The sequence below is a fragment of the Brevundimonas sp. NPDC007368 genome (assembly GCF_042869015.1).
Taxonomy (GTDB): domain Bacteria; phylum Pseudomonadota; class Alphaproteobacteria; order Caulobacterales; family Caulobacteraceae; genus Brevundimonas.
Genome location: NZ_JBIAFA010000004.1, coordinates 416,732 through 443,258, shown reverse-complemented (window position 1 = coordinate 443,258; position 26,527 = coordinate 416,732). Strand labels below are relative to the sequence as shown.

The following is a 26,527-nucleotide window of genomic DNA, read 5'->3' as shown; positions in this document are numbered from 1 at the left end:
CCTATCTGGCGATCATGACCGACCTATCCCCCCGTGAAATCGTCTCCGAACTGGATCGCTTCATCGTCGGCCAGGACGACGCCAAGCGCGCCGTGGCCGTGGCCCTGAGGAACCGCTGGCGCCGCAAGCGCGTGCCCGAGGATCTGCGCGACGAAGTCACGCCCAAGAACATCCTGATGATCGGCCCCACGGGCGTGGGCAAGACCGAGATCGCCCGCCGCCTGGCCAGGCTGGCCGGTTCGCCCTTCCTCAAGGTCGAGGCGACCAAGTTCACCGAGGTCGGCTACGTCGGTCGCGACGTGGATCAGATCATGCGCGATCTGGTCGAGAGCGCTCTGGTCATGGTGCGCGAGAAGCGCCGGGCGGGCGTGAAGGCCCGCGCCGAGGGGCAGGCCGAGGAGCGCATTCTGGACGCCCTGGTGGGGCCGGGCTCGCAGCCCGCCACCCGCGACGCCTTCCGCAAGAAGCTGCGCGCCGGGGAGTTGGACGACAAGGAGATCGAGATCGCCCTGGCCGACACCACCTCGCCCCTGCAGGGCCTGGACATGCCGGGCGGCGGCGGCAACGTCGGCCTGCTGAACCTGTCGGACCTGCTGGGCAAGATGGGCGGCGGGCGCACCAAGACGGTCAAGCTGACTGTGGCCGAAGCTGTTCCCCCGCTTGTCACCGAGGAAAGCGACAAGCTGCTGGATCAGGAAAGCCTGACCAAGGAGGCCCTGCTGCTGGCCGAAAACGAGGGCATCGTCTTCCTCGACGAGATCGACAAGGTGGCGGCGCGACAGGGGGCGTCCGGGGCCGATGTTTCACGCGAAGGCGTGCAGCGCGATCTTCTCCCCCTCATCGAGGGCACGACGGTGTCGACCAAGTACGGGCCGGTGAAGACCGACCATGTCCTGTTCATCGCCTCGGGCGCCTTCCATGTGGCCAAGCCCTCGGACCTGCTGCCCGAACTGCAGGGCCGCCTGCCGATCCGGGTCGAGTTGAAGGCCCTGACCCGCGACGACTTCAAGCGCATCCTGACCGAGCCCGAGGCCAATCTGATCCGTCAGAACCAGGCCCTGCTGGAGACCGAAGGCGTGACCCTGGTCTTCACCGATGATGCGGTCGAGGCCATGGCCGACGCCGCCGTGGCGGCCAACTCCACGGTCGAGAACATCGGCGCGCGCCGGCTTCAGACCGTGCTGGAGCGGGTGCTGGAAGAGACCAGCTTCAAGGCCTCGGACCTGTCGGGCCAGACCCTGACCTTCGACGGCGACAAGGTGCGCGAAAAGGTCGGCGATCTGGCCAGGAACATCGACCTGAGCCGGTTCATCCTGTGATGGCTTGAGCCTTTCCTCCCCATTCCATGGGGAGGTGGCGCGGCGCGATAGCGCCGTGACGGAGGGGCCGTTCCCGCCGAGCAGGCCCCTCCACCGCTACGCGGTCCCCCTCCCCACAGAGTGGGGAGGAAAGACGCGGCGCTAAGCCCGCATAGCCTCCACCGCCTCCACCAACCGCGCCAGATCGGCGGGGTTCGACAGGCGGTGGTCGCCGCCTTGGATCAGGTCCAGACGCAGGTCGCCGCCGGTCAGGCGCTCGGCCAGCTCGACCTGATGGCGCCACGGCACCACGTCGTCGGCGCGACCTTGCAGGACGTGAACGGGCGCGGTGATCTCGATCACGCCGTCCAGCAGCAGCCAGTCGCGCGCCTCCTCGAACATGCGCCGGGTCAGGACGTAGGACCCGAGCCCTTCCTCGGTGATGACGGTCTCGCCCTCGCGCAGGATGGCCTGACGCTCATGATCGGCCAGCCCGGGCCACATCAGCTTTTCGGTGAAGTCCTGGGCCGGATTGACCAGGACCAGACCCTTGATCCGCTCCGGTCGCGCCAGCGTCGCCAGCAGGGCCACCCAGCCACCCATCGACGAACCCACCGGGATGACGGGGCCTTTGAGACTGTCGATCAGGGCGATCGCGTCCTCGCGCCAGCGGCCGATGGTGGCCTGTTTCCAGTCGCCCGAGGACTGGCCGTGGGCGAAGTGGTCGTAGCGGACGTAGTTCCAGCCCCGCTCGCGCGCCGCCTGCTCAAGCGCGAGCGCCTTGGTTCCCTCCATGTCCGAGCGGAAGCCGCCGATCCAGATGACCGTGGGGCCGACGCCCCGCACCGTCTTGAAGGCCAGGGTCTCGCCGTCGGGGCGCTTCAGCGATTGGATGTCGGACATGGAAACTCCTCGGACTGTCATTCGGCGCGGAATGGCTTTAGCAGAGACGGCGTTTCTTCACAGGCCGCGAGAGCCCCGCTTGTCCGCACCCAAAGCCCTCTTTGTCAGTTCGAACCGCATCGGCGACTGCGTCATCTCCTCGGGGGTGATCCGCGAGATCGCGCGCCAGCTGCCGGGGGTTCAGATCACCGTGGCCTGCGGGCGTCCGCCCGCGCCCTTCTTCCGCTCGGCGCCCAATGTCGAGCGGGTCATCATCCTCGACAAGAAGAAGGCCGCCGGACACTGGGTCGATCTGTGGAAGCAGGTGCGCGCCACGAAATGGGATCTGGTCGTCGACATCCGCGGCTCGGCTTTGGCCTGGCTGATCCCGACCAAACGCCGGATCGTCTATAATCGTCGTTGGGAGACGGGGCTGCGCAAGGTCGAGATGGTGTCGCGCCTGATGGGTTCGGCCGCGCCGCTGGATCCGGAGATCTTCCTCGACGCCCAGGCCCGCGCCGAGGCCGCCGCCGTCATCGATCCTCAGCTTCAGGCAGGGTCGGGCGAAGGCCCGATCATCGCCCTGGCGCCCATCGCCCACCAGCCGGGCAAGTCCTGGCCCTCCGACCGTTGGGGTCAGCTGGTCGAGAAGCTGAAGGCCGAGCCGCGCTTCGACGGCTGGCGCTTCATGCCCGTCGGCGGACCCGGCGACCGCCCGCCGGCGACCCCGGCGCTGGAGGCTGCGGGCGACCGCGCCATCGACTGTGTGGGCAAGGGCGACATCCTGTGCTCGGCCGCCGCCATTGATCGTGCGGCGCTGTTCGTCGGCAATGACAGCGGTCTGATGCACGTCTCGGCCGCGCTGGGCCGTCCGACACTGGGCCTGTTCGGACCGACCGAGTGGTGGCTTTACGGGCCGTGGGGTCCGAAGACCCGCACCGTCGCCTCCAACGAGACGCGAGGAGAGTTCGCGCCGATCGAGGATCTGACGGTCGACCATGTATTCGAGGGCGTGTTGGCGCTGTACGACGCCTACATCGGCGCAAACCCTGACCAGCCTTGAATTTCAGGGCTTCTGTCGTCATATTCCGCCCGCCGGGAACGCGCCGCTCTGTCGCGCGCTGATCCTCGCGAGAGATTACAGACTGTCTTCTGACCACATAAGGAAACGACGCCCATTCGCCGTCCCATGCAAGCGCCGCCCGTCAAGGACGGGCCGCCCATCAACCAGGAAATCCGCGCCACCCGCGTTCTGCTGATCGATCAGAACGGTGAGAAACAGGGCGTCATGCCGCTGTCCGCCGCCCTGGAAGCCGCCGAAGAGGCTGGCCTGGATCTGGTCCAGATCGTCGGCAACGCCGAGACGCCGGTCTGCAAGATCCTGGATTACGGCAAGCATCGTTTCCAGGAGCAGAAGAAGAAGGCCGAGGCGCGCAAGCGTCAGAAGATCGTCGAGCTCAAGGAAATCAAGCTTCGTCCGAACATCGACACCCATGACTATGAGGTCAAGGCCAAGTCGATGCACCGCTTCTTCGAGGAGGGCGACAAGGTCAAGGTGACCCTGCGCTTCCGCGGCCGTGAAATGGCGCACCCGGAACTGGGCATGAAACTGCTCAACAAGGTGCAGGCCGACTTCGACGAAGTCGCCAAGGTCGAATACGCCCCGCGTATGGAAGGCCGTCAGATGATCATGATCCTGGCGCCTCGCTAAGAGGCTGCCGCCTCCTGGCGAGGCTTTTCGGGTCGCTATGCTCGCCGCGCGGCGGTTCGCGACTTGAGCGAGGATCTCGGATCCGGTTCAAACGCCCGGCCCAGACGCTCTGTTCTGGCGCCGGGCGTCTTGCTTTTGGGGGGGCGGCGCCGTAAAAGCCGCCCCTTCGCGTACCGAACAGCCGGGCTAACAGGCATGCCTGGGCCGTTCGTTTCAGCTCCGCACTACGGGCTCATGTAGCTCGCAGAGCGGTAGCCCACTAAAATTAGAGAGAGTGAAAATGCCGAAACTGAAGACGAAGTCTGGCGCCAAGAAGCGCTTCAAATTCACGGCCACGGGCAAGGTGAAAGCTGGCGTCGCCGGCAAGCGCCACCGTCTGATCAGCCACAACTCGAAGTACATCCGCCAAAACCGCGGCACTTCGGTCATGGCCGACGCCGACGCCAAGAAGATCAAGTCCTACATGCCGTACGCCTGATCGGCGCGCTGCATACCTGATCATCCTGTCACACTGAATTTGAACGACAGTCCCTCAAGCAGCGAGACCCCGCGGGTCGAGCGCTAGGGACTTCCCGAAGGGAATAAAAACATGGCACGCGTCAAACGGGGCGTTACGTCCCACGCCAAGCACAAGAAGGTTCTGAAGCAGGCCAAGGGCTTCTACGGCCGCCGCAAGAATACGATCCGTACGGCCAAGGCCGCCGTCGACCGCGCCGGCCAGTACGCCTACCGCGACCGTCGCAACAAGAAGCGTTCGTTCCGCGCCCTGTGGATCCAGCGCATCAACGCCGCCGCCCGTCTGGAAGGCTTCACCTACTCGCAGTTCATCCACGGCCTGGACAAGGCCGGCATCGTGCTGGACCGTAAGGTTCTGTCGACGATCGCCGCCGACGAGGCCGGCTTCAAGGCCATCGCCGACAAGGTCCGCGCCGCTCTGGCCGCCTAAGCGATACCGCATCACTGATGCTGAATACGCCCGCCCCGGAACCGGGACGGGCGTTTTTCATGGCCAAGCCTGACTTTTGGGCGGATCGGGCGTTGGGTTCGGCAGCCGGTTCGACAGGCGAACCGGCGGTTGAGGAGGCTTTGCCCATGTCCGTCGCCCGCGTCACCGAGATCACCGCATCGTCCACCGTCAGCTTCGACGACGCCGTCGCCCAGGGGATTGCCCGGGCCGACAAGACCCTGCGTCACGTCGAAGGGGCCTGGATTCAGGACCAGAAGGTGGTGGTCCGTAACGGCGAGATCGCCGAATACCGGGTCAACATGAAGGTCACATTCGTCCTTGCGGACTGAGCCTGATCGACGCTGAAGGCTTTGCGTGACGGCCGTGTCGGGCTAGACGCTGCGGACCATGACCGATCTCGCCCAGCTAGAACTCGACCTGATCAACGCCATCGGGGCGGCGCCAAGCGTCGCTGCGATAGAAGAGGTGCGGGTCGCCGCCCTCGGCAAGACCGGGACCATCTCCGCCCTGCTGAAAGGGATGGGCGCGCTCAGCCCCGATGAACGCCGCGAACAGGGGCCGATCATCAACGGTCTGCGCGATCGGGTCAGCGCCGGCATCGCCGCCAGAAAGGCCGAGCTGGAGGCCGCCGAGCTGGACGCTCGTCTGCTGGCCGAGCGCGTCGACCTGACCCTGCCCAGCCGCCCGCGCCGCAAGGGCGGGGTGCACCCGACCATGCAGGTCATGGACGAGATGATCGCCCTGTTCGCCGAGATGGGCTTCGCCGTGGCCGAAGGCCCGGACATCGAGGACGACTTCCACAACTTCACCGCCCTGAACTTCCCGCCCAAGCACCCGGCGCGGGAAATGCACGACACCTTCTTCCTCAAGCCCGACCCGGAAACGGGCGAGCGCAAGGTGCTGCGCACCCACACCAGCCCGGTGCAGGTGCGGACCATGATGTCGCAGAAGCCGCCGATCCGCATCATCGCGCCCGGTCGCACCTTCCGTAAGGATTCCGACGCCACCCACACGCCGATGTTCCATCAGATCGAGGGTCTGGTGATCGACCGCGACATCCACATGGGTCATCTGAAGACGACGCTGGAGACCTTCATCGCCCGCTTCTTCGAGCTGGACGACGTCAACGCCCGTTTCCGCCCGCACCACTTCCCCTTCACCGAGCCCTCGGCCGAGATGGACATCCGCTGCGACCGCTCGGGCGGCAAGCTGACCCTGAACGAGGGCGAGGACTGGCTGGAGATCCTGGGTTGCGGGATGGTGCATCCGAACGTGCTGCGCAACGCTGGCATCGACCCGGACGAGTATCAGGGCTTCGCCTTCGGCATGGGCGTCGACCGCCTGGCCATGCTGAAATACGGCGTCTCCGACCTGCGCCCCATGTTCGAGGCCGACACGCGCTGGCTGGCCCACTACGGCTTCTCGGCCTTTGCCGCGCCGAACCCCGCCAGCGGACTGTCCTGACATGAGCCGACTGCCGATCAACCGCCCCGTCGCCCTGGTCGAGGACTTCGGCGCCGCGGTCTTCGAGAATGTCGATCTGACCCTCTTTGAGGTTTTCGCCCATGCTGCGAGGAACGGGCCTGGCCTGATCCAGGGCCGCACCTTCAAGGGCTGCCGCATCCAGGGGCCCGCGATTATCCTTGTCTCCAACGGCGTGACGTTCGACGAAACCAATTTCGGCGACAGCCGCGGCGACATCCGCAACCTGGTGCTCAAGCCCGTCGGCGACAAGGCGATCGGGACCATCCCGATGCGTGACTGCGCCTTCATCGGCTGCGAATTCTACGGCGTAGGCTTTACCGGGACCGATGAGTTCGTCGCCCAGATCGTCGCCCTGCCGAACTCTCTCTAGATCGAAACAGACATGACCGACACGACACAGACCCCGATGTCCGCCGAAGAAAAGTTCGGCCGCGAACTGGTGGCGCGCACCACCTTCGAGAAGGAAGCCGTCTGGCTTCCCTCTCTGGCGGTTCATCACATGAATGCCGGCCAGACCTTCATCGAGGGCAAGACCTTCACCGAGTGTCTGATTGAAGGCCCGGCGGTGATCGCCGTCATGAACGGCACCACCTTCGACACCTGCCACATGGGCGTGGCCCAAAATCCGCGCACTCTGCTTATGGACCCGCGCGGCGACATGATCGCTGGCGCCGTTGGCATGTCGAACTGCCGGTTTGTTCGCTGCCGCTTCGTGCAGGTGGCCTTCACGGGGGCGCGTGAGATGCTGGATGAGATGGAGAAGGATCTCGCGAGCGCATGGGGAACGGCGGTTCAGGCATGACCGAAGTCGCCAACGCTCCCCTTACGCTTGAACCGATCGGCCCAGGGCCGACCTACACCCGCATCAGCATCTGGTTGCCGCAACTTCTCCTTGAGGTCATGCGGGCCGGCGCGCCGGCGATCGAGAACCGTCGTTTCGAGGGCTGCCTGTTCGAGGGGCCCGCAGTGGTCCTGCCGATCGAGGGGTGCGAGTTCGACGGCTGTGACCTGGGAGAGACCAAGGGCGATCCGCGCAGCCTGATGCTGGCGCCGCAGAGCCTGAGCCGCGTCGTCGGCCCGATCCCGTTCCGGAACTGCCAGTTCATCAATTGCCGCTTCGTCGGCGTCGGCTTCACCGGCACGCCGGCCTTCCTCGATTCCATGGCCGAGGCGATCAGCGGCGGAGCCGCCCAATGAAGTTCACGCTTTCCTGGCTGAAGGACCACCTCGAGACCGAGGCCGACGCCCACCAGATCGCCGAGGCCATGACCATGGCCGGGCTGGAGGTCGAGGACGTTCACGACCCCGTCGCCGCCCTGGCCCCCTTCACCGTGGCCAAGATCATCTCGACCGCGCGGCATCCCGACGCCGATCGCCTGCAGGTCTGCCAGGTCGACACCGTCGACGGCATGAAGGAAATCGTCTGCGGCGCGCCCAATGCGCGTCCGGGCCTGACCACCATCTACGCGCCCATCGGCGCCTATGTGCCGGGCCTGGGCGTGACCCTGGTCGAAAAGCCGGTGCGCGGCGTCGTCTCGCACGGCATGCTGTGCTCGGCCTCCGAGCTGGAGCTGGCCGACGAAAGCGACGGCATTCAGGAGCTGCCGCCGGAAATCCCGGTTGGCACCCCGGTCGCCGGCCTGTTCGGCGCCGAGCCGGTCATCGACTTCGAAGTGACCCCGAACCGCCCCGACTGGCTGGGCGTCGCCGGCATCGCTCGCGACCTGGCCGCCGCCAGCGTCGGCAAGCTGAAGCATTTCGACATCGCCGTGGTGCGCGGGGCCTTCCCCTCGCCGATCTCGGTGCGGCTGGATGCGCCAGAGATGTGTCCGGTCTTCGCCGGTCGCGTCATTCGCGGCGTCAAGAACGGCCCGTCGCCGGCCTGGCTGCAGAAACGCCTGACCGCCATCGGCCTGCGCCCGATCAACCGTCTGGTCGACGTCACTAACCTGATCGCCTATGACCGCGCTCGGCCCTTGCATGTCTATGACATGGCCAAGCTGTCGGGGACCGAGATCGTCGTGCGCGGGGGGCTGACCTCGGCCGAGACGGGCGAGCCCGAGCACCTGATCGCCCTGGACGGCAAGACCTACGCCGCCTCGTCGGCCGACTGCGTCATCGCCGACGCCGCGGGCGAGCGCCCCATCGGCCTGGGCGGCGTCATGGGCGGCGAGAGCACCGGTTGCAGCGACGACACCACCGACGTCTTCCTGGAAAGCGCCTGGTTCGAGCCCATCGTCATCGCCCAGACGGGCCGCACCCTGGGCATTCACTCCGACGCCCAGTACCGCTTCGCGCGCGGCGTCGATCCGGTCTCCGTCACGCCGGGTCTGGAGCTGGCCACGCGTCTGATCCTCGACCTGTGCGGCGGCGAGCCGTCCGAGATCGTCTTTGTCGGCGAGCCGCCGGCCAGCCCGGCGCCCTTCGCCTTCGACCCGGCCTATGTGCAGCGCCTGACGGGCATGGAGCTGGCCGACGACCGCATCGGCACCATCCTGGGCCAGCTCGGCTTCCTGGTCACCGCGGGCGGTTCCGATCAGGCCGAACCCTGGACCGTGACGCCGCCGTCGTGGCGTCGCGACGTTGAGGGCCGTGCCGACCTGGTCGAGGAGGTGGCGCGCATCGAAGGCTTCGCCGCCCTGCCGAACACGCCCCTGCCCGAGGTCGCCCGCGCCCCCGGCGGCGTGCTCAGCCCGCGTCAGGCCCGCGTCCGCACGGCGCGTCGCGCCCTGGCGGCCCTGGGCTACGCCGAGGCCGTGACCTGGTCCTTCACCAAGCAGTCGACGGCCGCCCTGTTCGGCGGCGGCGATGATCGCCTGGTGCTGGAGAACCCCATCGCGGCGGACCTCGACTGCATGCGGCCGTCGATCCTGCCCAACCTGATTCAGGCGGCGGCGCGCAACGCCGCGCGCGGCCACGCCGACGCCGCCCTGTTCGAGATCGGCCCGATCTATCTGAACGACCAGCCGACCGGTCAGCGCACGGCCATTGCCGGTCTGATCGCGCCCCATTCCGATCGTCACTGGGGCGGTGCGGGCGAGGACGCCCTGTTCGGCCTGAAGGGCGACCTGCTCGCCCTGCTGGAAGAGATCGGCGCGCCGGTCGCCTCGCTGCAGCTGGCGCAGGGCTCGAACCAGAACTGGTGGCACCCTGGCCGTTCGGCCCGCCTGCAACTGGGGCCCAAGAACGTCATCGTCGAGTTCGGCGCCCTGCATCCCCGCGTTCTCAAGGCCCTGGACGCCGACGGCCCCATGCTGGCCTTCGAGATCATCCTCGATTCCGTGCCGGAACCGCGTGGAAAAGGCGGCAAGGCCCGGGGCGCGGCGGATCTGCCGAACCTGATGCCGCTGTCGCGCGACTTCGCCTTCCTGATGGACGAGGCCAAGGCCGTGGGCGACCTGACTCGCGCCGTTGTCGGCGCCGACAAGACCCTGATCGCCGAGGTGCGCGTCTTTGACGTCTATCGCGGCCAGGGCGTGCCGGAAGGCCAGAAGTCGGTGGCGATCGAGGTCGAGATCCAGCCGCGCGACGCGACCTTGACCGAAGCGGAGATCGAGGCCCTGACGGCCAAGATCGTCGCGGCTGCCGGCAAGGCCGGCGGCACGCTGCGGAGCTGAGCATGGCGGACAAGAAACCCTGGGCGGAGACCACCTTCGAGCGCAACCTGTTCCGCGCCCGCTGGCTGATGGCACCCTTTTATCTCGGCCTGGTGGCGGCCCTGGTGATGCTGCTCGTCGTCTTCGTGCGCGAGCTGATCTACTACGTGCCGCAGGCCTTTATCGTCGGCGAAGGCCATATGGGGTCGGACGGCGCCATCCTGGCCATCCTCAGCCTCGTGGACCTGTCGCTGGCGGGCAATCTGCTGCTGATTGTTCTTTATTCGGGCTATGAGAACTTCGTGTCCAAGTTGGACCTGGACGAGAACCATGTCGACCGGCCGCCGTGGATGGGCTCGGTCGACTTCTCGGGTCTGAAGATGAAGCTGATCGCCTCCATCGTGGCGATCTCGGCCATCTACCTGCTCAAGAGCTTCATGAACATCGGCAAGCCGGGCCATCCCCTGGACGAGGCCGGGCTGATGTGGGCGGTGATCATCCACCTGACCTTCGTGGCCTCGGGCGTCCTGCTCGCGGTCATGGACTGGGTCGCCGCCAAGACCGACAAGCACTAGGGCTTCGCCCTAGTGTTTTCTTTTTGGGGCCTATCGCGCTTACGCGCTACTCGAGGCCCGCGATATTGGGGCTTCTAGCGGCGTCCGGGGGCTGCTGACAAAGGCTTGATTGGCTTTGGCGGCCTCCAATACGGCCAAGCAAGGTTCGGTTAACCTTAAAGCCCCAAGGCTGCCGCAAAAGACACGGACGGTGGGCCAAGCCCGCGACGATGGGCGACCCGTCCCCTGTCAGGAGCCTCGACATGCATCGCCGCCAACTGATCCGCACCAGCCTTGGTCTCGCCGCCGCCGGCGCCCTGCCCGCCGGCCTCGGCGCCTGCGCCTCGACGCGCCAGCCGACCGACCCCAACTATCCGATCGCCTCGGATCAGACGGCCCAGGCCTATACCTTCGAGGAACTGGTCGCCGCCGGCTCGCGTGAAATGGGCATCGCCGCCGAGGCCATGGGCTCGGCCATCGAGCGCATCTTCGCCGAACAGGGCGACCGCCCGACCGCCTATATCGCCGGTGAGGAAGCCGCCGGGGCCGCCGTGGTGGGTGTGCGCTACGGCCGCGGCGCCCTGCACATGAAGGACCTGTCCGCCTCGCAGGAGGTCTTCTGGCAGGGGGCCTCGGTCGGCTGGGACGTCGGCGGCAACGCCAGCCGGGTCTTCACCCTGGTCTACGGCCTCTATCACCCCGACATGCTCTATCGTCGTTACCCCGGCGTCGAGGGCTCGGCCTATCTGGTCGCGGGTCTGGGCGTGAACTATCAGCGGGCCGACGGCATCGTTCTGGCCCCGATCCGCACCGGCGTCGGCCTGCGCCTGGGCGCCAATGTCGGCACCATGAGCTACAGCCGTCAGCGGAACATTCTTCCTTTCTAAGGAAGAAGGGGCGCTAACGCTCGCGACGCGGCCGCTCGCTGCTTGAGCGGCATTTTAGAGCGCTAGCGTCCGCCGCGCGGCGGCGGACTGTTTGAGCGCCTTGAGGGGTGCGCTTGCGGCGAAGGCGCCGTGAGGATGCTTTCTAGCCCCTCGCGCCAGGTCGGGTATTGGGGCCGCCAGCCCAGCTCGGCCTTGGCGCGGGCGTTCGAGAGGCGCTTGGAGTCGTTGTAGAAGCGGCGCATGGCGTCCGACACCGACGGGTCGTCCAGCGACACCTCGGGCGGCAGGGGCAGGCCCAGGCGTGCCGCCCCCCCCGCCATCACCACGTCCGCCGGGGCCGGTTCGTCGTCGGACAGGGTGTAGGCGCGGCCTGGATGGGGACGGGCCATGGAGGCGAAGAAGCCGGCGACGGCATCCTCGACATGGATGCGGTTGAAGACCTGACCGGGCTTCTTCACCAGCCGGGCGCTGCCGTCGCGCAGGCGGTCCAGCGGCGAGCGGCCGGGCCCATAGATGGCGGGCAGGCGGAAGATCTGCACCGTCAGCCCCATGCCGCGCCCGGCGTCCAGCCAGTCCTGCTCGGCCCGCACGCGACGTGCCCCCTCCAGGCTGGCGGCGTTCAACTCGTCGTCCTCGAAGGCCCAGCCGCCCGCCCGATCGCCATAGACGGCGGTCGATGAGACATAGCCGATCCAGTCGGGATAGGCCTGGGCGGCGCTGATGGCCGGGATCAGGGCCTTGAGGCCCGGACAGCCGGCGCCGTCGGGCGCGGCGGTGATCAGGATGGCCGAGGCCTCGGCGACGGCGGTCTGCATGGCCTCGGCGTCGGCGGGATCGACGGCGACGACGCCCGCCTCGGTCAGCTCTTTGCGCCGCGCCGGATCGCGCGAGGTGGCCAGGGCGCGGCCGCCCCTGCGTATCGCCTCGCGCGCCGCCTCAAGCCCCAGATAGCCGCCGCCGAAGACCAGAAGCGAAGGGGCGGCGGGGGCAGGCTGGGTCATGGCGGTCCGGTCAGGCGATCAGGCGGTCTTGACGACGACGGGGGCGGCGGCGGGGGCTGTGTCCGCCCCCTGAGACTGCAGCGCTTCGGCGCGCTTGTCGTTCCAGGCCGAGACGCAGGCGATCTTGGATCGGTCGGCGCGGTCGGCGTAGCGGCGGGCGATGTCGGTCACGTCGGCCATCAGGCCCTCGGCCAGGGTGATGGGCTTCAGGCCCAGGTCGCGGAACTGGTCATTGGCGACGACCAGTTCGTTCTCGTCGGCTTCCTGACGCGGGTTGGCGACGTTGTGGACTTCGGCGCCGGTCATGTCGGCCACCATCCGGGCCAGATCGCGTACGCGGCGGCTCTCGGTCATCTGGTTGAGGATCTTGACCCGGTCGCCGGACTTCGGCGGGTTGTTCAGCGCCAGCTCGACGCAGCGCACCGTGTCCTGGATATGGATGAAGGCGCGGGTCTGACCGCCCGAGCCGTGGACCGTCAGCGGATAGCCGACCGCGGCCTGCATCAGGAAGCGGTTGAGCACCGTGCCGTAATCGCCGTCATAGTCGAAGCGGTTGATTAGGCGTTCGTCCTGCTTCGTCTCCTCGGTCTGGGCGCCCCAGACGATGCCCTGGTGCAGGTCGGTGATCCGCAGCCCGTCGTTCTTGGCGTAGAACTGGAACAGCAGGGCGTCCTGGGTCTTGGTCATGTGATAGATGGAGCCGGGGTTCGGCGGGAACAGGATCTCCTGCTCGGTCGGACCGTGGTCGGTGTCGACCGTGACCTTCAGATAGCCCTCGGGAATGCGCAGGCCGGCGGTGGTGTAGCCATAGACCCCCATGGTCCCGAGGTGGGCCAGGTGGACGTCCCGTCCGCTCTCGACGATGGCCGCCAGCAGATGGTTGGTGGCGTTCAGATTGTTGTCGACGGTGTAGAGCTTGTGCCGCGCCGACTTCATCGAATAGGGGGCGGCCCGCTGTTCGGCGAAGTGGACGACGCTGTCGGGCGCCCAGTCCTTGATCAGGGCGACCAGTCGGTCGAACTCCTTGCCGACCGTCAGATTGACGAAGTCGATGGTGCGGCCGCTGACCTCATTCCACGCCTTGATGCGTTCGCCCATGGTGCGGATGGGGGTCAGGGACTGGACCTCCAGCTCATTGTCGATGTTGCGACGGCTGAGGTTATCGACGATCAAGACCTCCCAGCCGCGCGCCGAGAGGTGCAGGGCCGTCGGCCAGCCGCAGAAACCGTCGCCGCCGAGGATCATCACGCGCATCGGTAGAACCCTGTGTCGTCCATCACTCCCTCCTGCCTAGCCGATGGCGCGGGCAGGCGAAAGCGGCGGCGATGCAGGACCCCTGCGGCGGAACCGCGCCGGCTGCTGGGGCCTCGGGAACCCGCGCGGCGTTCTGGGCTAGGGATGCGTTCTCAGCGCCGCGAGGATCACCGTGGGCTTGGCGGCGTAGCCGTCCGCGCGATGGGCGGCGACCTGGGCCCAGCCGTCCGCCACGGCGTCCCTGATGCACCAGTGGCGGACCAGATAATGGTCCATCGGCAGCTTGGCCGTGTCGCAGGTCCGCCGTGCCGCCGCCTTGAGCCGGCGGTCAAGAATTCCAGCCTGTGTCGGCTGGTTCAGGTCGAGGTCGGCATAGGAAACCATGACGGCTTCGGCGCCTTCGATGGGGCGAGTGGTTTGGATTTGGCTCTGAGCGCCGTTCGGTGCGGTTGCAGCCAGAAGCAGGACTGCTCCAATGATCGTCGATTGCATCTTGCGATCTCCTGATCGCCCTTCCGCTGCGCTTGTCCCTCCTCAAAAGGCCAGCGTCCGACTGATGTCTGACAACAGGCCGGCGCGCTTTTTGTTCTCAATGAAACGCGTCGTTCCGCCCGGCGAACGTCAAAAGCGCGTTCTCGGGGACGGACAAGTTCAGAGCAGGGCGGTGATCGCCGCCCGCGCCGCCTCGCCCAGGTCGGGACGCTTCAGGGCCAGGGCGACGTTGGCGCGCAGCAGGCCGATCTTGTCGCCGCAGTCGTGGGTCACGCCCTCGTACTCGTAGGCGGTGAAGGTCTGGCTCTTCATCAGCCGGTCCATGGCGTCGGTCAGCTGGATCTCGCCGCCCGCGCCGCTCTCCTGGGTTTCCAGCAGGTCGAAGATTTCCGGCTGCAGGATGTAGCGGCCCGAGATCGACATATTGGACGGGGCCGTGCCCTGCTTGGGCTTCTCGACCATGCCCTTCATGGCGAAGCGGCGGCCGTCGCGGCTCGACGGATCGACGATGCCGTACTTGTGGGTCTCGGATTCCGGCACGGCTTCGACGCCGATGACATTGCCGCCGACCTCGGCGTACAGGTCCGCCAGCTGCTTCAGGGCGCCGGGCTGGGAGTCCACGATGACGTCGGGCAGGATGACGGCGAAGGGCTCATGGCCGATGATGTCACGGGCGCACCAGACGGCGTGGCCCAGGCCCTTGGGCTGCATCTGGCGGGTGAAGCTCATCTCGCCGGCGGTGGCCAGTTCGGCGTTCATGGCCGCCAGGATCTCGGTCTTGCCCTTGGCCGCCAGCTGGGCCTCAAGCTCGATCTGGTGGTCGAAATAGTCCTCGATGGCCTGTTTGGCGCGGCCAGTGACGAAGACGATGTGCTCGATCCCCGCCTCGCGCGCCTCTTCGACGATGTAGGACAGGATCGGCCGGTCGACGACGTTCAGCAGCTCCTTGGGCGTGGTCTTGGTGCCGGGCAGGACGCGGGTGCCCAGGCCGGCCACAGGGAGAACCGCCTTGCGAAGGCGCGCGGGGGAAGTCGTCATCAGTCGTCCTGAAACAGCCGTTAGGCGCCTGTCATAGGCGCAAACCGTGACCGTTCCAAACGGCGCCTGAGGGTTCAGGTTCCCCTCATTCCACCGTCACCGACTTGGCCAGGTTGCGGGGCTGGTCGACGTCCGTGCCCTTCTGGACGGCGGTGTAATAGGCCAGCAGCTGGACCGGGACGGCATAGACCAGGGGCGCGATCAGGGGCTGGCAATCGGGAGCGTCGACGCGGCGGATGCCGGCGCCGTGCGGGGCGGGCGCGCTCGCCGGGGCGATCATGACCACCGGGCCGCCGCGGGCGGCCACTTCCTGCAGGTTGGAGGCGGTCTTCTCATAGACCTCGTCCAGCGGGGCTAGGGCGATGATCGGGGTCTTTTCGTCCACCAGGGCGATGGGGCCGTGCTTCAGCTCGCCGGCGGCGTAGCCTTCGGCGTGGATGTAGCTGATCTCCTTCAGCTTCAGCGCCCCCTCCATGGCCAGGGGGAACATGGCGCCTCGGCCCAGGAACAGCACGTCGGTCGCCTTGGCCAGGTCGTGGGCGATGGCGCGGATCTGGCCGTCCATCTGCAGGGCTTCGGCGATCAGGCGCGGGGCCTCGAACAGGGCCTTGACCAGTTCGGCCTCGCGGGCGGCGTCGATGCGGCCGCGCGCCACCCCGGCGGCGACGGCGAGGGCCAGCAGGGCCGAGACCTGGGCGGTGAAGGCCTTGGTCGAGGCCACGCCGATTTCCGGCCCGGCGTGGGTCGGCCACAGGACCTCGGCCTCGCGCGCCATGGACGAGGTGTGGACGTTGACGACGGCGGCGGTCTTGAGCCCCTGCGCCTTGCACCAGGTCAGGCTGGCCAGGGTGTCGGCGGTCTCGCCCGACTGGCTGACGGCCACGGCCACCGTACCCGGCGTCAGGGCCGGGGAGCGGTAGCGGAACTCCGAGGCGATCTCGACGTCGCAGGGCAGGCCCGCATACTTTTCGAAGGCGTATTTGCCGATCTGGCCGGCGTAGAAGGCGGTGCCGCAGGCGATGATCTGGATGCGGTCGACGGCGGCGAAGTCGATGGCTTGCGGCTTGGCCGCGCCGGTCACCAGGTCGAGGTATTCCGACAGGGTGTGCTGGACGCTGTCGGGCTGTTCGTGGACTTCCTTCTCCATGAAGTGGCGATAGGCGCCCTTCTCGACCATGGCCGACGAAGCCGAGACCTGCACGATGGCGCGGTCGGCGGGATGGCCCGAGGCGTCGAACATGCGCGCGCCTGAACGGGTCATGGCGACGTAATCGCCTTCTTCCAGATAGGAGATCTTCTGGGTGAAGGGGCCGACGGCCAGGGCGTCCGAGCCCAGGTACATCTCGCCCTCGCCCCAGCCGACGACCAGGGGGCTGCCGCGGCGGGCGCCCAGGATCAGGTCGTCCTCGCCCTCGATCAGGACGGCCAGGGCATAGGCCCCGGTCAGACGGTCCAGGGTCGCCTTGAAGGCGTCCAGCGGGGCCAGGCCCGCCGCCAGCTTGTGGTCCAGCAGATGGGCGACGACCTCGGTGTCGGTCTGGCTCTCGAAGACGCGGCCCTCGGCCTCCAGCTCGGCCTTCAGCTCGGCGAAGTTCTCGATGATGCCGTTGTGGACCAGGCAGACGCGGCCGGCCTTGTGCGGGTGGGCGTTGGCGGTGGTCGGGGCGCCGTGGGTGGCCCAGCGGGTGTGGCCGATGCCGATGGTGCCAGACAGGGGCTCGGCGGCCAGAACGGCCTCCAGTTCGCGGATCTTGCCCTTGGCGCGGCGGCGTTCGATGCGGCCGTCGACGACGGCGGCGATGCCGGCGGAGTCATAGCCGCGGTATTCCAGCCGCTTCAGGCTGTCGATCAGACGGGGAACGACGGCGCCTGCGCCCGTGATGCCGATGATGCCGCACATGAGGTCTGCTCCGGTGAAGGGGCCGGGCGGTCACGCTTTGCGCGAGGCCGCCATAGGAGGTAAGCGAGAGGGTTCAGCCCGTCTCGCCCTTTGATTTTCGTCTAGGGGAAGCCAAGGCCGGCGACATCAAAAAATGGGTTTCGGAAGGTTTCTTTGCAAACCGTCCGGGCCGCCAGGGAAGGACGACGCCCTTGGGCGAGAGAAAATACTTCGGCACCGACGGCATTCGCGGCCGGGCCAACACCCATCCGATGACGGCCGAGGTCGCGCTGCGGGTGGGTCTGGCGGCGGGCAAGCTGTTCCGCACCGACGACGACCGTCGCCACCTGGTGGTGATCGGCAAGGACACGCGTCTGTCCGGCTACATGATCGAGCCGGCGCTCGTGGCTGGTCTGGCCAGCGTGGGCATGGACGTGCGCACCTTCGGCCCCCTGCCGACGCCGGGCGTGGCCATGATGACGCGCTCGATGCGCGCCGATCTGGGCATCATGATCTCGGCCTCGCACAACGACTACGCCGACAACGGCATCAAGCTGTTCGGGCCGGACGGCTACAAGCTGTCGGACGAGATCGAACTGAAGATCGAGGCCATGATGGACGAGGGCCTGGATCAGGATCTGGCCCCCGCCAACAAGCTGGGCCGGGTCAAGCGCATCGACGACGCCCCGCCGCGCTATATCGAGATCGCCAAGTCGGCCTTCCCCAAGCGGCTCAGCCTCAAGGGTCTGCGCATCGCCATCGACTGCGCCAACGGCGCCGGCTACCGCGTGGCGCCGACCACCCTCTATGAGCTGGGGGCCGAGGTCTTCCCCGTCGGCGTCGAGCCGAACGGCCTGAACATCAACGCCGAGTGCGGCTCCACCCATCCCGAGGCCGTGTCCGAGGCGGTGAAGCGTTATCGCTGCGACATCGGCATCGCCCTGGACGGCGACGCCGACCGGGTCATCATCTGCGACGAAAAGGGCCATGTGGTCGACGGCGACCAGATCATGGCCCTGATCGGTCTGGACTGGGCCAAACGCGGGCGACTGAACGGCAAGGGGGTGGTCGCCACCGTCATGTCCAACCTGGGGCTGGAGCGGAAACTGCAAGCCGAGGGCCTGACGCTGGAGCGGACCAAGGTCGGCGACCGCTACGTCATGGAGCGGATGCGCGCCGGCGGCTTCAACATCGGCGGGGAGCAGTCGGGCCACATCATCCTGAAGGACCACGCCACGACCGGCGACGGCCTGATGGCGGCGCTGCAGGTGCTGGCGGTTCTGGTCGAGACCGGCGTGCCGATGAGCGATCTGGCGCGCCAGTTCGAGCCGGTGCCGCAACTGCTGCAGAACGTGCGCTACAGCGCCGGCAAGCCGCTGGAGGACGCCAAGGTCAAGGCCGCCATGGCCGAGGCGGAGGCCGCCCTGAACGGCTCGGGCCGCCTGCTGGTGCGTCCGTCCGGCACCGAAAAGCTGATCCGCGTCATGGCCGAGGGCGACGACGAGGCCCTGGTCAAGCGGGTCGTCGCCGAGGTCTCGGCGGCGGTGAAGGCGGCGGGTCAGTAAGGGTTCGGCGGGCGCCGCGAACGGCGCCCGCCTGCCGCCTCAGATCGCGGCCAGGGCCTGTTGCAGGTCGGCCCAAAGGTCCTCGACGTTCTCGATCCCGACCGACAGCCGCACCAGGTTGTCGCCGATGCCGCTGCGTTGCTTGGCCTCGGGCGTATAGTCCGAGTGGGTCATGCTGGACGGGTGCGAGGCCAGGCTCTCGGCGCCGCCCAGGCTGACGGCCAGCTTGAACAGCCGCAGGGCGTTCAGCATGCGGAAGGCCTCGGCCTCGCCGCCGGGCAGCTCCAGCGAGAAGGTCGAGCCCGAGCCCTTGCACTGGGCCGCGAAGATGGCCTGCTGGTCCGGCGAGGCGTCCGGCCCGCCGGCGGTCAGGACGGCGCTGACGCGCGGATCGGCGCGCAGACGCTCGGCCAGGATCAGGGCGTTTTCCTGGGCCCGCTCCATGCGGATATGCAGGGTCTCCAGACTGCGCAGCAGCAGCCAGGCGGTGTGCGGATCGGTGTTGGTGCCGCAGATGGTGCGCATCTCGCCCACCCGCGCCATCAGGTCGGCTGCGCCCATGCAGCCGCCGGCGATCAGGTCGGAATGGCCGCCGACATACTTGGTCAGGGAGTAGAGGACGAGGTCCGCCCCCAGCTCCAGCGGGCTCTGCCACAGGGGCCCGAGGAAGGTGTTGTCCACCGCCACGATCGGGCGCTCGGCCTGATCCACGGCCTTGGCGCCGGCCACGGCGCGGGCGATGTCGACCAGCTGGTTGGTCGGGTTGGCGGGGGTCTCCAGATAGACGGCGGCCAGGCGTCCGCCGGTCGTTTTCGCCTCGGCGGCGGCCGCGACCATGGCGGCGTCCAGGGCGTCGGCGCCTTCGGCGGCCGGGACGCTGATCGCCTTGACGCCGTAGCGGGGCAGGATGCGGTCGAACAGGTATTCGGTGCCGCCATAGGCCGGGGCCGTATAGAGGATGACGTCGCCGGGGCGCACCATGGCCAACATGGCGGTCGAGATGGCGGCCATGCCGGTCGAGAAGACCAGGGCCTTGTCGGCCTTGTCCCAGACGGCGAGGCGGTCCTCGAGGATTTCCAGGTTGGGGTTGTTGATGCGCGAATAGATCAGGCCGAGCGCCTCGTCCGGGTCGCGCTGACGCAGGCCGTAGGCGACCTCGAAGAAGCGCTTGCCGTCCTCGGCCGACTTGAAGACGAAGGTGGACGACTGGAACAGGGGCGCCTTGATCGCCCCCTCCGACAGGGCCGGATCATAGCCATAGCCCATCATCAGGGTTTCAGGCGCGAGGGTGCGATCCCCAAGAACGCGGGTGCGGTGACGGTTCATTTTTTATATTTCCTCTCCTGAGCGGGTGATAGCCGACCCAGGAAGGGGCCGCCAGCCGCCATGGACTTGAGAGGAAGCTACAGTTTGTTGGACGTTTCGACCCGCGCTCCGCAAGCGGGTCAGGTCGTCAGCGCCTGGCTCAACTGCTCGATCCTCTGGCGGAGGTCCGGCACGGCGATGGTCTCCCACAGGGCGGCGCGGGCGGGCGGGCCAAGGACGTAGAGGTCGGGGTCGACTGTCCCGTCGGCGTGCAGGATGCGGCCCGTCTCGTCCAGGTCGAGACCCAGTTTCAGCGGGTCCAGTCGGGCGCGGCCTTCGGCGATCAGGGCGGCGGTCAGGGGCGTCGTGGCCGCGCTATGGCCGGGGCCGGTGCAGTCGATCAGCCATTGGGCCGTCAAGGTCTGAACCGCGCCGCCGGGAGCGTTGACGGTCAGGGTTACGGCGTCGCCGGAGACTTCGGCGGCGCGGACGCGGCCGGCGCGGACGCTCAACCGGCCCTCGGCGATCAGGGCGTCCAGCGTCGCGGCGATCTCGGGCGCGATGCGGTGGCGGTGGACGTCCCACCAGGGCCGCAGATGGCGCAGGAAGCGGGCGCGTTCGGCCGTCGTCGCGGCGCGCCACAGCTCGGCGGTGGTCGGGCGATAGCCCTCCATGACGCGGCGCCAGCCATGCTCGCGCGCCAGCCGCCGGGCCGAGGCCAGACGGTGCGACAGAGCGCCGGTCAGGGCTTCGGGCGGCAGGGCGACCGGCGCGTCATGATGTTCGCCGTGGGCGCGGGGCAGAAGACCGCGTCGTGACAACGCCGTCGCCCGGCCGCGCCAGCCCTGGGCCTGCAGCGCCAGAACCACGTCGACCATGGTCAGGCCCGAGCCGAGGATCAGGACGGCGTCATCGGGCTGGATGCGCTCCAGAACGCCCGGCGCCCAGGGATCAGACAGGACGCGCGGACTCTGCCCCGTCGGCGTATTGCGCGGCGCGGGATTGCCGGTGGCCAGCACCACGGCCCGGCCTTCAATGCGGCGACCGTCCGACAGGGCCACGGTCTGGCCGTCGATGGCGACCGCCTGTCCCGTCACGCGCCGGATCAGGCTGCGGCGCGAGGCCGCGACCGCGTCCAGCCGGTCGCGAACGTAAAGGCCGTAGAGCCGGCGCGGCGGAAAGCCGTTCGGATCGGCGTGGTCGGGCTTGTTTGCCCTCAGCCAGTCGACGAAGTCGCCCGGTTGATCGACCAGGGCGCTCATCCTTTCGGCGCGCACGTTCAGGCGATGGACGTCCAGCGTCGCCGAATAGGCCACGCCGGGGCCGAAAGCCTCGCCGCGCTCGATCAGGACCGAGGCCTGGCCGCGCTCGGCCAGGCGGGCGGCCAGCATGGCGCCCGAGAAGCCGCCGCCGACGATGACCACGGGCAGGGAGGAGGCGTCGTTCATCGGGTCACCACGCCAGAGCCGTCACGTCGCGTCAAAGGGATTCAGATTTCCTGATTGAAGGCGCCGATCTCGGGATGGGCGGCGAGGCGCGGTTTGACCTCTTTCCTGAACAGGTCGCGCATGTCGTCGGCGGAGCGCATGCTCTCGACCACCACCACCAGTTCCGGCTTGTTGCTGGAGGCGCGGACCAGGACCCAGGAGCCGTCCTCGAGGTGAACGCGCACGCCGTTGACGGTGATGGCCTCGACGATCCTGCGGCCCAGGATCGAGCCGCCGCTTGCGGCCAGATCTTCGTATTCCTTCACGATCTTGGCCAGGACGTCGTACTTCAGCTCGTCGTCGCAGTGGGGCGACATGGTCAGGCTGGTCCAGGCGTCGGGCAAGGCGGACTTCAGTTCGCTCAGCGATTTGCCGGGGTTGCGGTCCAGCATGGCCAGGACGGCGCCGGCGGCGACCAGGCCGTCGTCATAGCCGTGGCCCAGGTCGCCCGACAGGAAGAAGTGGCCCGACTTCTCGAACCCGGCCAGGGCGCCCAGTTCGGCGGTCTTGCGCTTGATGTAGGAGTGGCCGGTCTTCCAGTAGACGGTTTCGGCGCCATTGGCCTTGAGCACTTCGTCGGTCTTGTAAAGGCCGGTCGACTTCACATCGACGACGAAGGTCGCGTTCGGATGGATGGCCGACAGGTCGCGGGCCAGCATCAGGCCGATCTTGTCGGCGAAGATCTCCTCGCCCGTGTCGTCCACCACGCCGCAGCGGTCGCCGTCGCCGTCGAAGCCCAGGGCCAGGTCGGCGCCCGTCTCCTTCACCTTTTCAGCCATGGCGACCAGCATGACGTGGTCTTCCGGGTTCGGATTGTATTTGGGGAAGGTCCAGTCGAGGTGGGTGTCCATCTCGATCACTTCACAGCCCATCAGGCGCAGGGCCTCGGGGGCAAAGGCGCCGGCGGTGCCGTTGCCGCAGGCGGCGACGACCTTGAGCGGGCGGGACAGCTTCAGCTTGGAGGCGACGTCCTTGATATACTGCTCGCGGAAGCCCTCGACGCGCTCGACGCGGCCGCCGGGGCGGGCGACGCCCTCGCCGTTCAGGACGATCGCCTTCAGGCGGGTCATTTCGTCGGGGCCGAAGGTCAGGGGGGCCTGGGCGCCCATCTTGACCCCGGTCCAGCCGTTCTCGTTGTGGCTGGCCGTGACCATGGCCACGCAGGGGCAGTCCAGGGCGAATTGAGCATAATAGGCCATGGGCGACAGGGCCAGGCCGATGTCGACCACCTCCATGCCGCCTTCCAGCAGGCCGAGGATCAAGGCCTGCTTCACCGACAGGGAATAGGAGCGGAAGTCGTGGCCGACGGCGATGCGCGGACGCACGCCGATCTCATGCGCATAGGTGGCCAGGCCGAGACCCAGGGCCTGAATGCCCAGAAGGTTGATCTCCTTTTCCAGAATCCAGCGCGCGTCGTACTCGCGGAAGCCCGTCGGCTTGACCAGCGGAAGGGTTTCGTACGCCGCCGTATTGGGGCGGATGTCCTGGCGCGGTTTGAACATGGGTCTTCCTGAGGGTCGGCGAATGGGCGGGGCGTGATCCGCCCGCAACCCTAGCGTCGCGGTATAGCGGTCGTCCCCCGAGAGGCCAACAACGCGCGTCGGCGGTTCCGGCTGCATCCTGTCCCGCATCGTGAAACCTTGACCGCCCCCGCATCCACGGCCTACGCGAAGGGGAAGTTTTGGAGACGCCCATGCCCCGCCTGATCCTGCTCCGCCACGGCCAGAGCCAGTGGAACCTGGAAAACCGCTTCACCGGCTGGGTGGACGTCGATCTGACCGCCGAGGGCGAAGCCCAGGCGCGGCGCGGCGGCGAGTTGATCGCCGAGGCCGGCTTCAAGCCCGCCGTCATGTTCACCTCGGTCCTGACGCGGGCCAAACGCACCGGCGCCCTGGCGCTGGATTCGGCCGGACTGAAGAACGTGCCGGTCGTCGAGGACTGGCGCCTGAACGAGCGCCACTATGGCGGGTTGACCGGTCTGGACAAGGCCGAGACGGCGGCCAAGCACGGCGAGGATCAGGTCAAGGTCTGGCGCCGCAGCTATGACGTGCCGCCGCCGCCTCTGGCGCCGGGCGGCGAGTTCGATTTCGACGCCGACCCGCGCTACGCGGGCAAGTCCATCCCCGACACCGAGAGCCTGAAGACCACCCTGGACCGGGTCCAGCCCTATTGGGACGCCGAGATCGCCCCGCGCCTGAAGGCGGGCGAGGACGTGTTGATCGCCGCCCACGGCAACTCGCTGCGGGCCATCGTCAAGCTGCTGTTCGCCGTGCCGGATGACCAGATCGTCGGCGTGGAAATCCCCACCGGCAATCCGCTGGAGATCGACCTGAACGCCGACCTGAAGCCGGTCGCCGCCCGCTATCTGGACCAGGGCCGGGCGCAAGCCCTGCCGCCCATTGCGAGCGTGGGCGCGTGAGCACGTCTTCAAAGGACGACGCCGTCCACATGCGCCGCGCCATTGATCTGGCGCTGGCGCGGATGGGCGAGACCTGGCCCAACCCGGCGGTCGGCTGCGTCCTGGTCAAGGACGGGGTCGTGCTGGCCGAGGCCGCCACGGCGCCGGGCGGACGTCCCCACGCCGAGGAACAGGCCGTGCCCGCCGCCGGCGAGGCCGTGAAGGGCGCGACCGCCTATGTCACGCTGGAGCCCTGCGGCGCGCGCTCGTCCGGCCGCAAGTCCTGCGCCCACTTCCTGGCCGAGGCCGGGGTCGAGCGGGTGGTCATCGCCGCGCTTGATCCTTCGCCCTTCGCCTCGGGCCGGGGCACCGAACGCCTGCGTCAGTCGGGCCTGACGGTCGAGACGGGCCTGCTCGCCGAGGACGCCGCCGTCCTGAGCGAAGGTTTCCTGCATCGGCTGGAGACCGGGCGGCCCATGGTCCGCATCAGCGAGGAGGGCAAGGGCTTCGACGGCCGCTTCGTCGCCGCGCCGCGCGCCGATCTGACGACCGAGCTGAACCGGCTGGGAGAAGCGGGCTACACCCGGCTGTGGACCCATGAGGGCGAACTGGCCGAGGCCCTGCGCGACCAGGGTCTGCTGACCGACTAGGCAGGCGGAAACGGCTGTTTCCGCAAAGCTTCCTTAATGGCCGTAAGCCATGTTGGCGTCATGAGCGATGTCGCCGATCCTGTCCGCAAGAAACCGACCCAGGCCGAGGTCGACCTGATCTGCGCCAAGCATGACCGCCTGTGGCAGGCCAAGCCCGGCGGCGCGCGCGCGGTCTTCGCCTGGATGGACCTGTCGGGGCTGACCCTGCGCGGACGCAATCTGGCCGACGCCGACTTCGCCGCCGCTCGCCTGCATGGCTGCGACCTGTCCGGGGCAAAGCTGGACAACGCCAACTTCTTCGGCGCGGACATGCAGGACATCAACCTGACCGACGCCAGCCTGCGCCGGGCGGACCTGCGCGGCGCCTGCCTGCGCGGCGCCGACCTGTCGGGCGCCGACCTGTTCGAGGCCGACCTGCGAGAGGGCACGATCGCGGCCGCCGACGGCAAGCTGGGCTTTCGGGTCATTGAGGCCCAGAAGCGCGGCGACACCCAGGCCCAGGGCGCCAGCCTGGTCGGGGCCAACCTGCAGCGCTCGCGCATGACGGGCATGGTGGCCATCGCCGCCGACTTCACCGACGCTGTCATGAAGGACTGCAAGCTGGTCCGGGCCAATCTGAAGCAGGCCAATTTCACCGGCGCCGATTTGGCCGGGGCCGACCTCTCGGGCGCGGACCTGTCGGGCGCTGACCTGACCGACGCCATCCTGGTGGGGGTGAAAGCCGCCATGTGGCGCACCGACGGGGCCAATATGGAAGGGGCCCTGACCGACAACCGCCCGGCAGGCGAGTCCGTCAGCCGCATGCCCGCCGCCGAGATGCTGCGCGACCACGCCCAGTGGTGCGAGACGGGCGGGGCCGAAGGCCAGCCCTCGGTGTTCGACGGGGTCGACCTGCGTCCGCTGGAATCCATTCGAGGCCTGAACCTGACGGCCCTGTCGGCCAAGGGGGCGGTCTTCTACGGCCTGGACATGGAAGGCGTGCAGCTTCAGGGCGCGCAACTGGAGGGCGCGGACCTGCGCTCGGCCAATCTGCGTCGGGCCGACCTGCGCGGGGCGCGGTTGGGACGGGCCAAGCTGAACGGATCGGACCTGCGCGAAGCACAGTTGGGGCCGTTGATGTTGGGAGCCGACCGGTTGCTGCCGGCGGATCTGTCGGGCGCCATCCTGCGCGGAGCGGATCTGTCGGGGGCTGACCTTCGTCGCGCGGTGCTCAAGGGTGCGGACCTCAGCCGGGCGATCATGCACGGCGCCCAGACCAAGCAGGCTGATTTCACCGATGCCCAGATCGGTGGCGCACGCGGCCTGGATCCGGCGGACACCAAGGCCTTCGCCGCCTGAGACGCGCACGAAAAAGGGCGACGCGAACGCCGCCCCTTCCCGGTTCTTCAGGCGATCGCCGCGCTTAGGCGGCCTTCCTCGCCTTGTCGGTCTTGCCCTCGATGAGGGGCTGGCCGGTCGCGATCTCGATGCGGCGCGGCTTCAGGGCCTCGGGCAGCTCGCGCTGCAGGTCGATGGTCAGCAGGCCGTTCGACAGGTCGGCGCCCTTGACCACCACATAGTCGGCCAGCTGGAAGCGGCGCTCGAAGTCGCGCTCGGCCAGGCCGCGATGCAGATAGGTCTTCTGGGGCGCCGTATCGTCGTTGGCGGCCTTCTTGCCGGTGACGGTCAGCTGGTTTTCCTTCGCCTCGATGTTCAGTTCATCGGGCGAGAAGCCGGCGACGGCGATCTCGATGCGATAGGCGTTCTCGCCGGTCGTCTCGATATTATAGGGGGGCCAGCCGTTTTCCTGGCTGGAGCGCGCGGCGCTTTCCAGCTGGCGGGCCAGACGGTCGAAGCCGACGGCGGAACGGTACAGCGGCGAGAAATCATAGGTACGCATGGGTCATCCTTCTGACATTCAGCAAGGTTGAGCCGCCCGGCGATTTTGCCCCGGACGGCGGAGGGGATTCAGGCCCAACGGTCCGCATTCGGCCCCGCAAGGTCTGGAGAGCCCGGGATCGGCGCTCTCGAATGAAGAGGTAGGCGGCGTTTTCCATCGCGCAAGGGGCGTGCGAAATCGTCGCTTGGCCCAATCCGCG

General features: G+C 68.0%; 27 protein-coding genes. 17 read left to right on the top strand and 10 right to left on the bottom strand.

Going from position 1 to position 26,527, the window contains the following annotated elements; translation table 11 throughout:
• Positions 1–14 precede the first annotated feature (14 nt).
• Positions 15–1,319 (top strand): ATP-dependent protease ATPase subunit HslU, encoded by a 1,305-nt coding sequence (gene hslU / locus ACFYLW_RS11360; RefSeq protein WP_292085025.1) that lies wholly within the window; start codon positions 15–17, stop codon positions 1,317–1,319.
• 141 nt (positions 1,320–1,460) lie between these two features.
• Here hslU and ACFYLW_RS11355 read toward each other — a convergent pair whose 3' ends face one another.
• On the bottom strand, positions 1,461–2,201 hold the full coding sequence (locus tag ACFYLW_RS11355) for an alpha/beta hydrolase (protein WP_312064738.1): 741 nt from the start codon (positions 2,199–2,201) through the stop codon (positions 1,461–1,463).
• Between the two features lie 79 nt (positions 2,202–2,280).
• Between ACFYLW_RS11355 and ACFYLW_RS11350 the strand changes: the two genes are divergently transcribed.
• The 12 genes from ACFYLW_RS11350 (at position 2,281) to ACFYLW_RS11295 (ending at position 11,380) form a co-directional block, all read left to right on the top strand.
• Positions 2,281–3,243, top strand: coding sequence for a glycosyltransferase family 9 protein (locus tag ACFYLW_RS11350; protein ID WP_312064735.1), 963 nt, complete (start codon positions 2,281–2,283; stop codon positions 3,241–3,243).
• A 126-nt stretch (positions 3,244–3,369) separates the two neighbouring features.
• Complete coding sequence (infC, locus tag ACFYLW_RS11345; RefSeq protein ID WP_292085029.1) at positions 3,370–3,891, top strand: translation initiation factor IF-3; 522 nt, start codon at positions 3,370–3,372, stop codon at positions 3,889–3,891.
• Positions 3,892–4,171: 280 nt separating this feature from the next.
• Positions 4,172–4,369 carry a 50S ribosomal protein L35 gene (gene rpmI, locus ACFYLW_RS11340; protein ID WP_003166435.1) on the top strand — a complete coding sequence of 66 codons (198 nt, stop codon included), beginning with the start codon at positions 4,172–4,174 and terminating at the stop codon, positions 4,367–4,369.
• Positions 4,370–4,480: 111 nt separating this feature from the next.
• On the top strand, positions 4,481–4,837 hold the full coding sequence (gene rplT / locus ACFYLW_RS11335; RefSeq protein ID WP_292085030.1) for a 50S ribosomal protein L20: 357 nt from the start codon (positions 4,481–4,483) through the stop codon (positions 4,835–4,837).
• A 146-nt stretch (positions 4,838–4,983) separates the two neighbouring features.
• Positions 4,984–5,187 (top strand): dodecin family protein, encoded by a 204-nt coding sequence (locus ACFYLW_RS11330; protein WP_292085032.1) that lies wholly within the window; start codon positions 4,984–4,986, stop codon positions 5,185–5,187.
• Positions 5,188–5,245: 58 nt separating this feature from the next.
• On the top strand, positions 5,246–6,322 hold the full coding sequence (pheS, locus tag ACFYLW_RS11325; RefSeq protein WP_312064733.1) for a phenylalanine--tRNA ligase subunit alpha: 1,077 nt from the start codon (positions 5,246–5,248) through the stop codon (positions 6,320–6,322).
• 1 nt (position 6,323) lies between these two features.
• Positions 6,324–6,713 carry a hypothetical protein gene (locus tag ACFYLW_RS11320; RefSeq protein ID WP_312064732.1) on the top strand — a complete coding sequence of 130 codons (390 nt, stop codon included), beginning with the start codon at positions 6,324–6,326 and terminating at the stop codon, positions 6,711–6,713.
• A 36-nt stretch (positions 6,714–6,749) separates the two neighbouring features.
• A complete protein-coding gene (locus tag ACFYLW_RS11315) occupies positions 6,750–7,145 on the top strand; it encodes a hypothetical protein (protein WP_390183000.1) in 396 nt (131 codons plus the stop codon).
• Positions 7,142–7,540: a hypothetical protein gene (locus ACFYLW_RS11310; protein WP_292085037.1), complete on the top strand. Its 399-nt coding sequence runs from the start codon at positions 7,142–7,144 to the stop codon at positions 7,538–7,540. The genes ACFYLW_RS11315 and ACFYLW_RS11310 overlap by 4 nt, the downstream gene beginning before the upstream one ends.
• Entirely contained in the window at positions 7,537–9,960 is a 2,424-nt protein-coding gene (gene pheT, locus ACFYLW_RS11305; protein ID WP_312064728.1) for a phenylalanine--tRNA ligase subunit beta, read from the top strand. The genes ACFYLW_RS11310 and pheT overlap by 4 nt, the downstream gene beginning before the upstream one ends.
• A 2-nt stretch (positions 9,961–9,962) precedes the next feature.
• Complete coding sequence (locus ACFYLW_RS11300; RefSeq protein ID WP_292085040.1) at positions 9,963–10,514, top strand: TIGR00645 family protein; 552 nt, start codon at positions 9,963–9,965, stop codon at positions 10,512–10,514.
• Between the two features lie 242 nt (positions 10,515–10,756).
• A complete protein-coding gene (locus tag ACFYLW_RS11295; protein ID WP_292085041.1) occupies positions 10,757–11,380 on the top strand; it encodes an EipA family protein in 624 nt (207 codons plus the stop codon).
• A gap of 62 nt (positions 11,381–11,442) precedes the next feature.
• On the opposite strand, the gene ACFYLW_RS11290 is transcribed toward ACFYLW_RS11295, so the two are convergent.
• The 5 genes from ACFYLW_RS11290 to glmS form a co-directional block, all read right to left on the bottom strand.
• Positions 11,443–12,381 (bottom strand): NAD-dependent epimerase/dehydratase family protein, encoded by a 939-nt coding sequence (locus ACFYLW_RS11290; protein WP_312064726.1) that lies wholly within the window; start codon positions 12,379–12,381, stop codon positions 11,443–11,445.
• 18 nt (positions 12,382–12,399) lie between these two features.
• Positions 12,400–13,635, bottom strand: coding sequence for an NAD-dependent epimerase/dehydratase family protein (locus ACFYLW_RS11285; protein ID WP_312064724.1), 1,236 nt, complete (start codon positions 13,633–13,635; stop codon positions 12,400–12,402).
• 138 nt (positions 13,636–13,773) lie between these two features.
• Entirely contained in the window at positions 13,774–14,127 is a 354-nt protein-coding gene (locus ACFYLW_RS11280; protein ID WP_312064723.1) for a UrcA family protein, read from the bottom strand.
• A gap of 159 nt (positions 14,128–14,286) precedes the next feature.
• Positions 14,287–15,165 carry a UTP--glucose-1-phosphate uridylyltransferase GalU gene (gene galU / locus ACFYLW_RS11275; RefSeq protein WP_312064722.1) on the bottom strand — a complete coding sequence of 293 codons (879 nt, stop codon included), beginning with the start codon at positions 15,163–15,165 and terminating at the stop codon, positions 14,287–14,289.
• 85 nt (positions 15,166–15,250) lie between these two features.
• Positions 15,251–17,065 carry a glutamine--fructose-6-phosphate transaminase (isomerizing) gene (gene glmS / locus ACFYLW_RS11270; protein ID WP_312064720.1) on the bottom strand — a complete coding sequence of 605 codons (1,815 nt, stop codon included), beginning with the start codon at positions 17,063–17,065 and terminating at the stop codon, positions 15,251–15,253.
• 191 nt (positions 17,066–17,256) lie between these two features.
• Between glmS and glmM the strand changes: the two genes are divergently transcribed.
• The gene (glmM, locus tag ACFYLW_RS11265) at positions 17,257–18,609 is read left to right on the top strand and encodes a phosphoglucosamine mutase (protein ID WP_312064719.1); all 1,353 of its coding nucleotides are present in this window, start codon (positions 17,257–17,259) and stop codon (positions 18,607–18,609) included.
• 39 nt (positions 18,610–18,648) lie between these two features.
• Here the strand turns inward: glmM and ACFYLW_RS11260 are convergent, their stop codons facing one another.
• The 3 genes from ACFYLW_RS11260 to ACFYLW_RS11250 all read right to left on the bottom strand — a co-directional run bounded on the left by ACFYLW_RS11260 (position 18,649) and on the right by ACFYLW_RS11250 (position 22,903).
• Positions 18,649–19,935, bottom strand: coding sequence for a cystathionine gamma-synthase family protein (locus tag ACFYLW_RS11260; protein ID WP_312064718.1), 1,287 nt, complete (start codon positions 19,933–19,935; stop codon positions 18,649–18,651).
• A gap of 119 nt (positions 19,936–20,054) precedes the next feature.
• Complete coding sequence (locus ACFYLW_RS11255; protein ID WP_312064717.1) at positions 20,055–21,362, bottom strand: FAD/NAD(P)-binding protein; 1,308 nt, start codon at positions 21,360–21,362, stop codon at positions 20,055–20,057.
• A 41-nt stretch (positions 21,363–21,403) separates the two neighbouring features.
• A complete protein-coding gene (locus tag ACFYLW_RS11250) occupies positions 21,404–22,903 on the bottom strand; it encodes a phosphomannomutase/phosphoglucomutase (RefSeq protein WP_312064715.1) in 1,500 nt (499 codons plus the stop codon).
• A 191-nt stretch (positions 22,904–23,094) separates the two neighbouring features.
• On the opposite strand from ACFYLW_RS11250, the gene gpmA reads away from it, so the two are divergent.
• From gpmA to ACFYLW_RS11235, 3 genes are read left to right on the top strand one after another with little or no spacing between them, the layout of a single operon-like run.
• Positions 23,095–23,820: a 2,3-diphosphoglycerate-dependent phosphoglycerate mutase gene (gene gpmA / locus ACFYLW_RS11245; protein ID WP_312064713.1), complete on the top strand. Its 726-nt coding sequence runs from the start codon at positions 23,095–23,097 to the stop codon at positions 23,818–23,820.
• Positions 23,817–24,449, top strand: a complete 633-nt coding sequence (locus ACFYLW_RS11240; RefSeq protein ID WP_312064711.1) for a bifunctional diaminohydroxyphosphoribosylaminopyrimidine deaminase/5-amino-6-(5-phosphoribosylamino)uracil reductase RibD — start codon at positions 23,817–23,819, stop codon at positions 24,447–24,449. The genes gpmA and ACFYLW_RS11240 overlap by 4 nt, the downstream gene beginning before the upstream one ends.
• Before the next feature lie 60 nt (positions 24,450–24,509).
• Complete coding sequence (locus tag ACFYLW_RS11235) at positions 24,510–25,787, top strand: pentapeptide repeat-containing protein (RefSeq protein WP_312064709.1); 1,278 nt, start codon at positions 24,510–24,512, stop codon at positions 25,785–25,787.
• Positions 25,788–25,851: 64 nt separating this feature from the next.
• Here ACFYLW_RS11235 and ACFYLW_RS11230 read toward each other — a convergent pair whose 3' ends face one another.
• Entirely contained in the window at positions 25,852–26,328 is a 477-nt protein-coding gene (locus ACFYLW_RS11230; protein ID WP_312064708.1) for an Hsp20 family protein, read from the bottom strand.
• Between the last annotated feature and the right edge of the window lie 199 nt (positions 26,329–26,527).

Coding starts and splice junctions, on each gene's coding strand:
- hslU (WP_292085025.1), top strand. CDS start 15: ATGACCGACCTATCCCCCCGTGAAATCGTCTCCGAACTGGATCGCTTC.
- ACFYLW_RS11355 (WP_312064738.1), bottom strand. CDS start 2,201: ATGTCCGACATCCAATCGCTGAAGCGCCCCGACGGCGAGACCCTGGCC.
- infC (WP_292085029.1), top strand. CDS start 3,370: ATGCAAGCGCCGCCCGTCAAGGACGGGCCGCCCATCAACCAGGAAATC.
- rpmI (WP_003166435.1), top strand. CDS start 4,172: ATGCCGAAACTGAAGACGAAGTCTGGCGCCAAGAAGCGCTTCAAATTC.
- rplT (WP_292085030.1), top strand. CDS start 4,481: ATGGCACGCGTCAAACGGGGCGTTACGTCCCACGCCAAGCACAAGAAG.
- ACFYLW_RS11330 (WP_292085032.1), top strand. CDS start 4,984: ATGTCCGTCGCCCGCGTCACCGAGATCACCGCATCGTCCACCGTCAGC.
- pheS (WP_312064733.1), top strand. CDS start 5,246: ATGACCGATCTCGCCCAGCTAGAACTCGACCTGATCAACGCCATCGGG.
- ACFYLW_RS11320 (WP_312064732.1), top strand. CDS start 6,324: ATGAGCCGACTGCCGATCAACCGCCCCGTCGCCCTGGTCGAGGACTTC.
- ACFYLW_RS11315 (WP_390183000.1), top strand. CDS start 6,750: ATGTCCGCCGAAGAAAAGTTCGGCCGCGAACTGGTGGCGCGCACCACC.
- ACFYLW_RS11310 (WP_292085037.1), top strand. CDS start 7,142: ATGACCGAAGTCGCCAACGCTCCCCTTACGCTTGAACCGATCGGCCCA.
- pheT (WP_312064728.1), top strand. CDS start 7,537: ATGAAGTTCACGCTTTCCTGGCTGAAGGACCACCTCGAGACCGAGGCC.
- ACFYLW_RS11300 (WP_292085040.1), top strand. CDS start 9,963: ATGGCGGACAAGAAACCCTGGGCGGAGACCACCTTCGAGCGCAACCTG.
- ACFYLW_RS11295 (WP_292085041.1), top strand. CDS start 10,757: ATGCATCGCCGCCAACTGATCCGCACCAGCCTTGGTCTCGCCGCCGCC.
- ACFYLW_RS11290 (WP_312064726.1), bottom strand. CDS start 12,381: ATGACCCAGCCTGCCCCCGCCGCCCCTTCGCTTCTGGTCTTCGGCGGC.
- ACFYLW_RS11285 (WP_312064724.1), bottom strand. CDS start 13,635: ATGCGCGTGATGATCCTCGGCGGCGACGGTTTCTGCGGCTGGCCGACG.
- ACFYLW_RS11280 (WP_312064723.1), bottom strand. CDS start 14,127: ATGCAATCGACGATCATTGGAGCAGTCCTGCTTCTGGCTGCAACCGCA.
- galU (WP_312064722.1), bottom strand. CDS start 15,165: ATGACGACTTCCCCCGCGCGCCTTCGCAAGGCGGTTCTCCCTGTGGCC.
- glmS (WP_312064720.1), bottom strand. CDS start 17,065: ATGTGCGGCATCATCGGCATCACGGGCGCAGGCGCCGTCGTTCCCCGT.
- ACFYLW_RS11260 (WP_312064718.1), bottom strand. CDS start 19,935: ATGAACCGTCACCGCACCCGCGTTCTTGGGGATCGCACCCTCGCGCCT.
- ACFYLW_RS11255 (WP_312064717.1), bottom strand. CDS start 21,362: ATGAACGACGCCTCCTCCCTGCCCGTGGTCATCGTCGGCGGCGGCTTC.
- ACFYLW_RS11250 (WP_312064715.1), bottom strand. CDS start 22,903: ATGTTCAAACCGCGCCAGGACATCCGCCCCAATACGGCGGCGTACGAA.
- gpmA (WP_312064713.1), top strand. CDS start 23,095: ATGCCCCGCCTGATCCTGCTCCGCCACGGCCAGAGCCAGTGGAACCTG.
- ACFYLW_RS11235 (WP_312064709.1), top strand. CDS start 24,510: ATGAGCGATGTCGCCGATCCTGTCCGCAAGAAACCGACCCAGGCCGAG.
- ACFYLW_RS11230 (WP_312064708.1), bottom strand. CDS start 26,328: ATGCGTACCTATGATTTCTCGCCGCTGTACCGTTCCGCCGTCGGCTTC.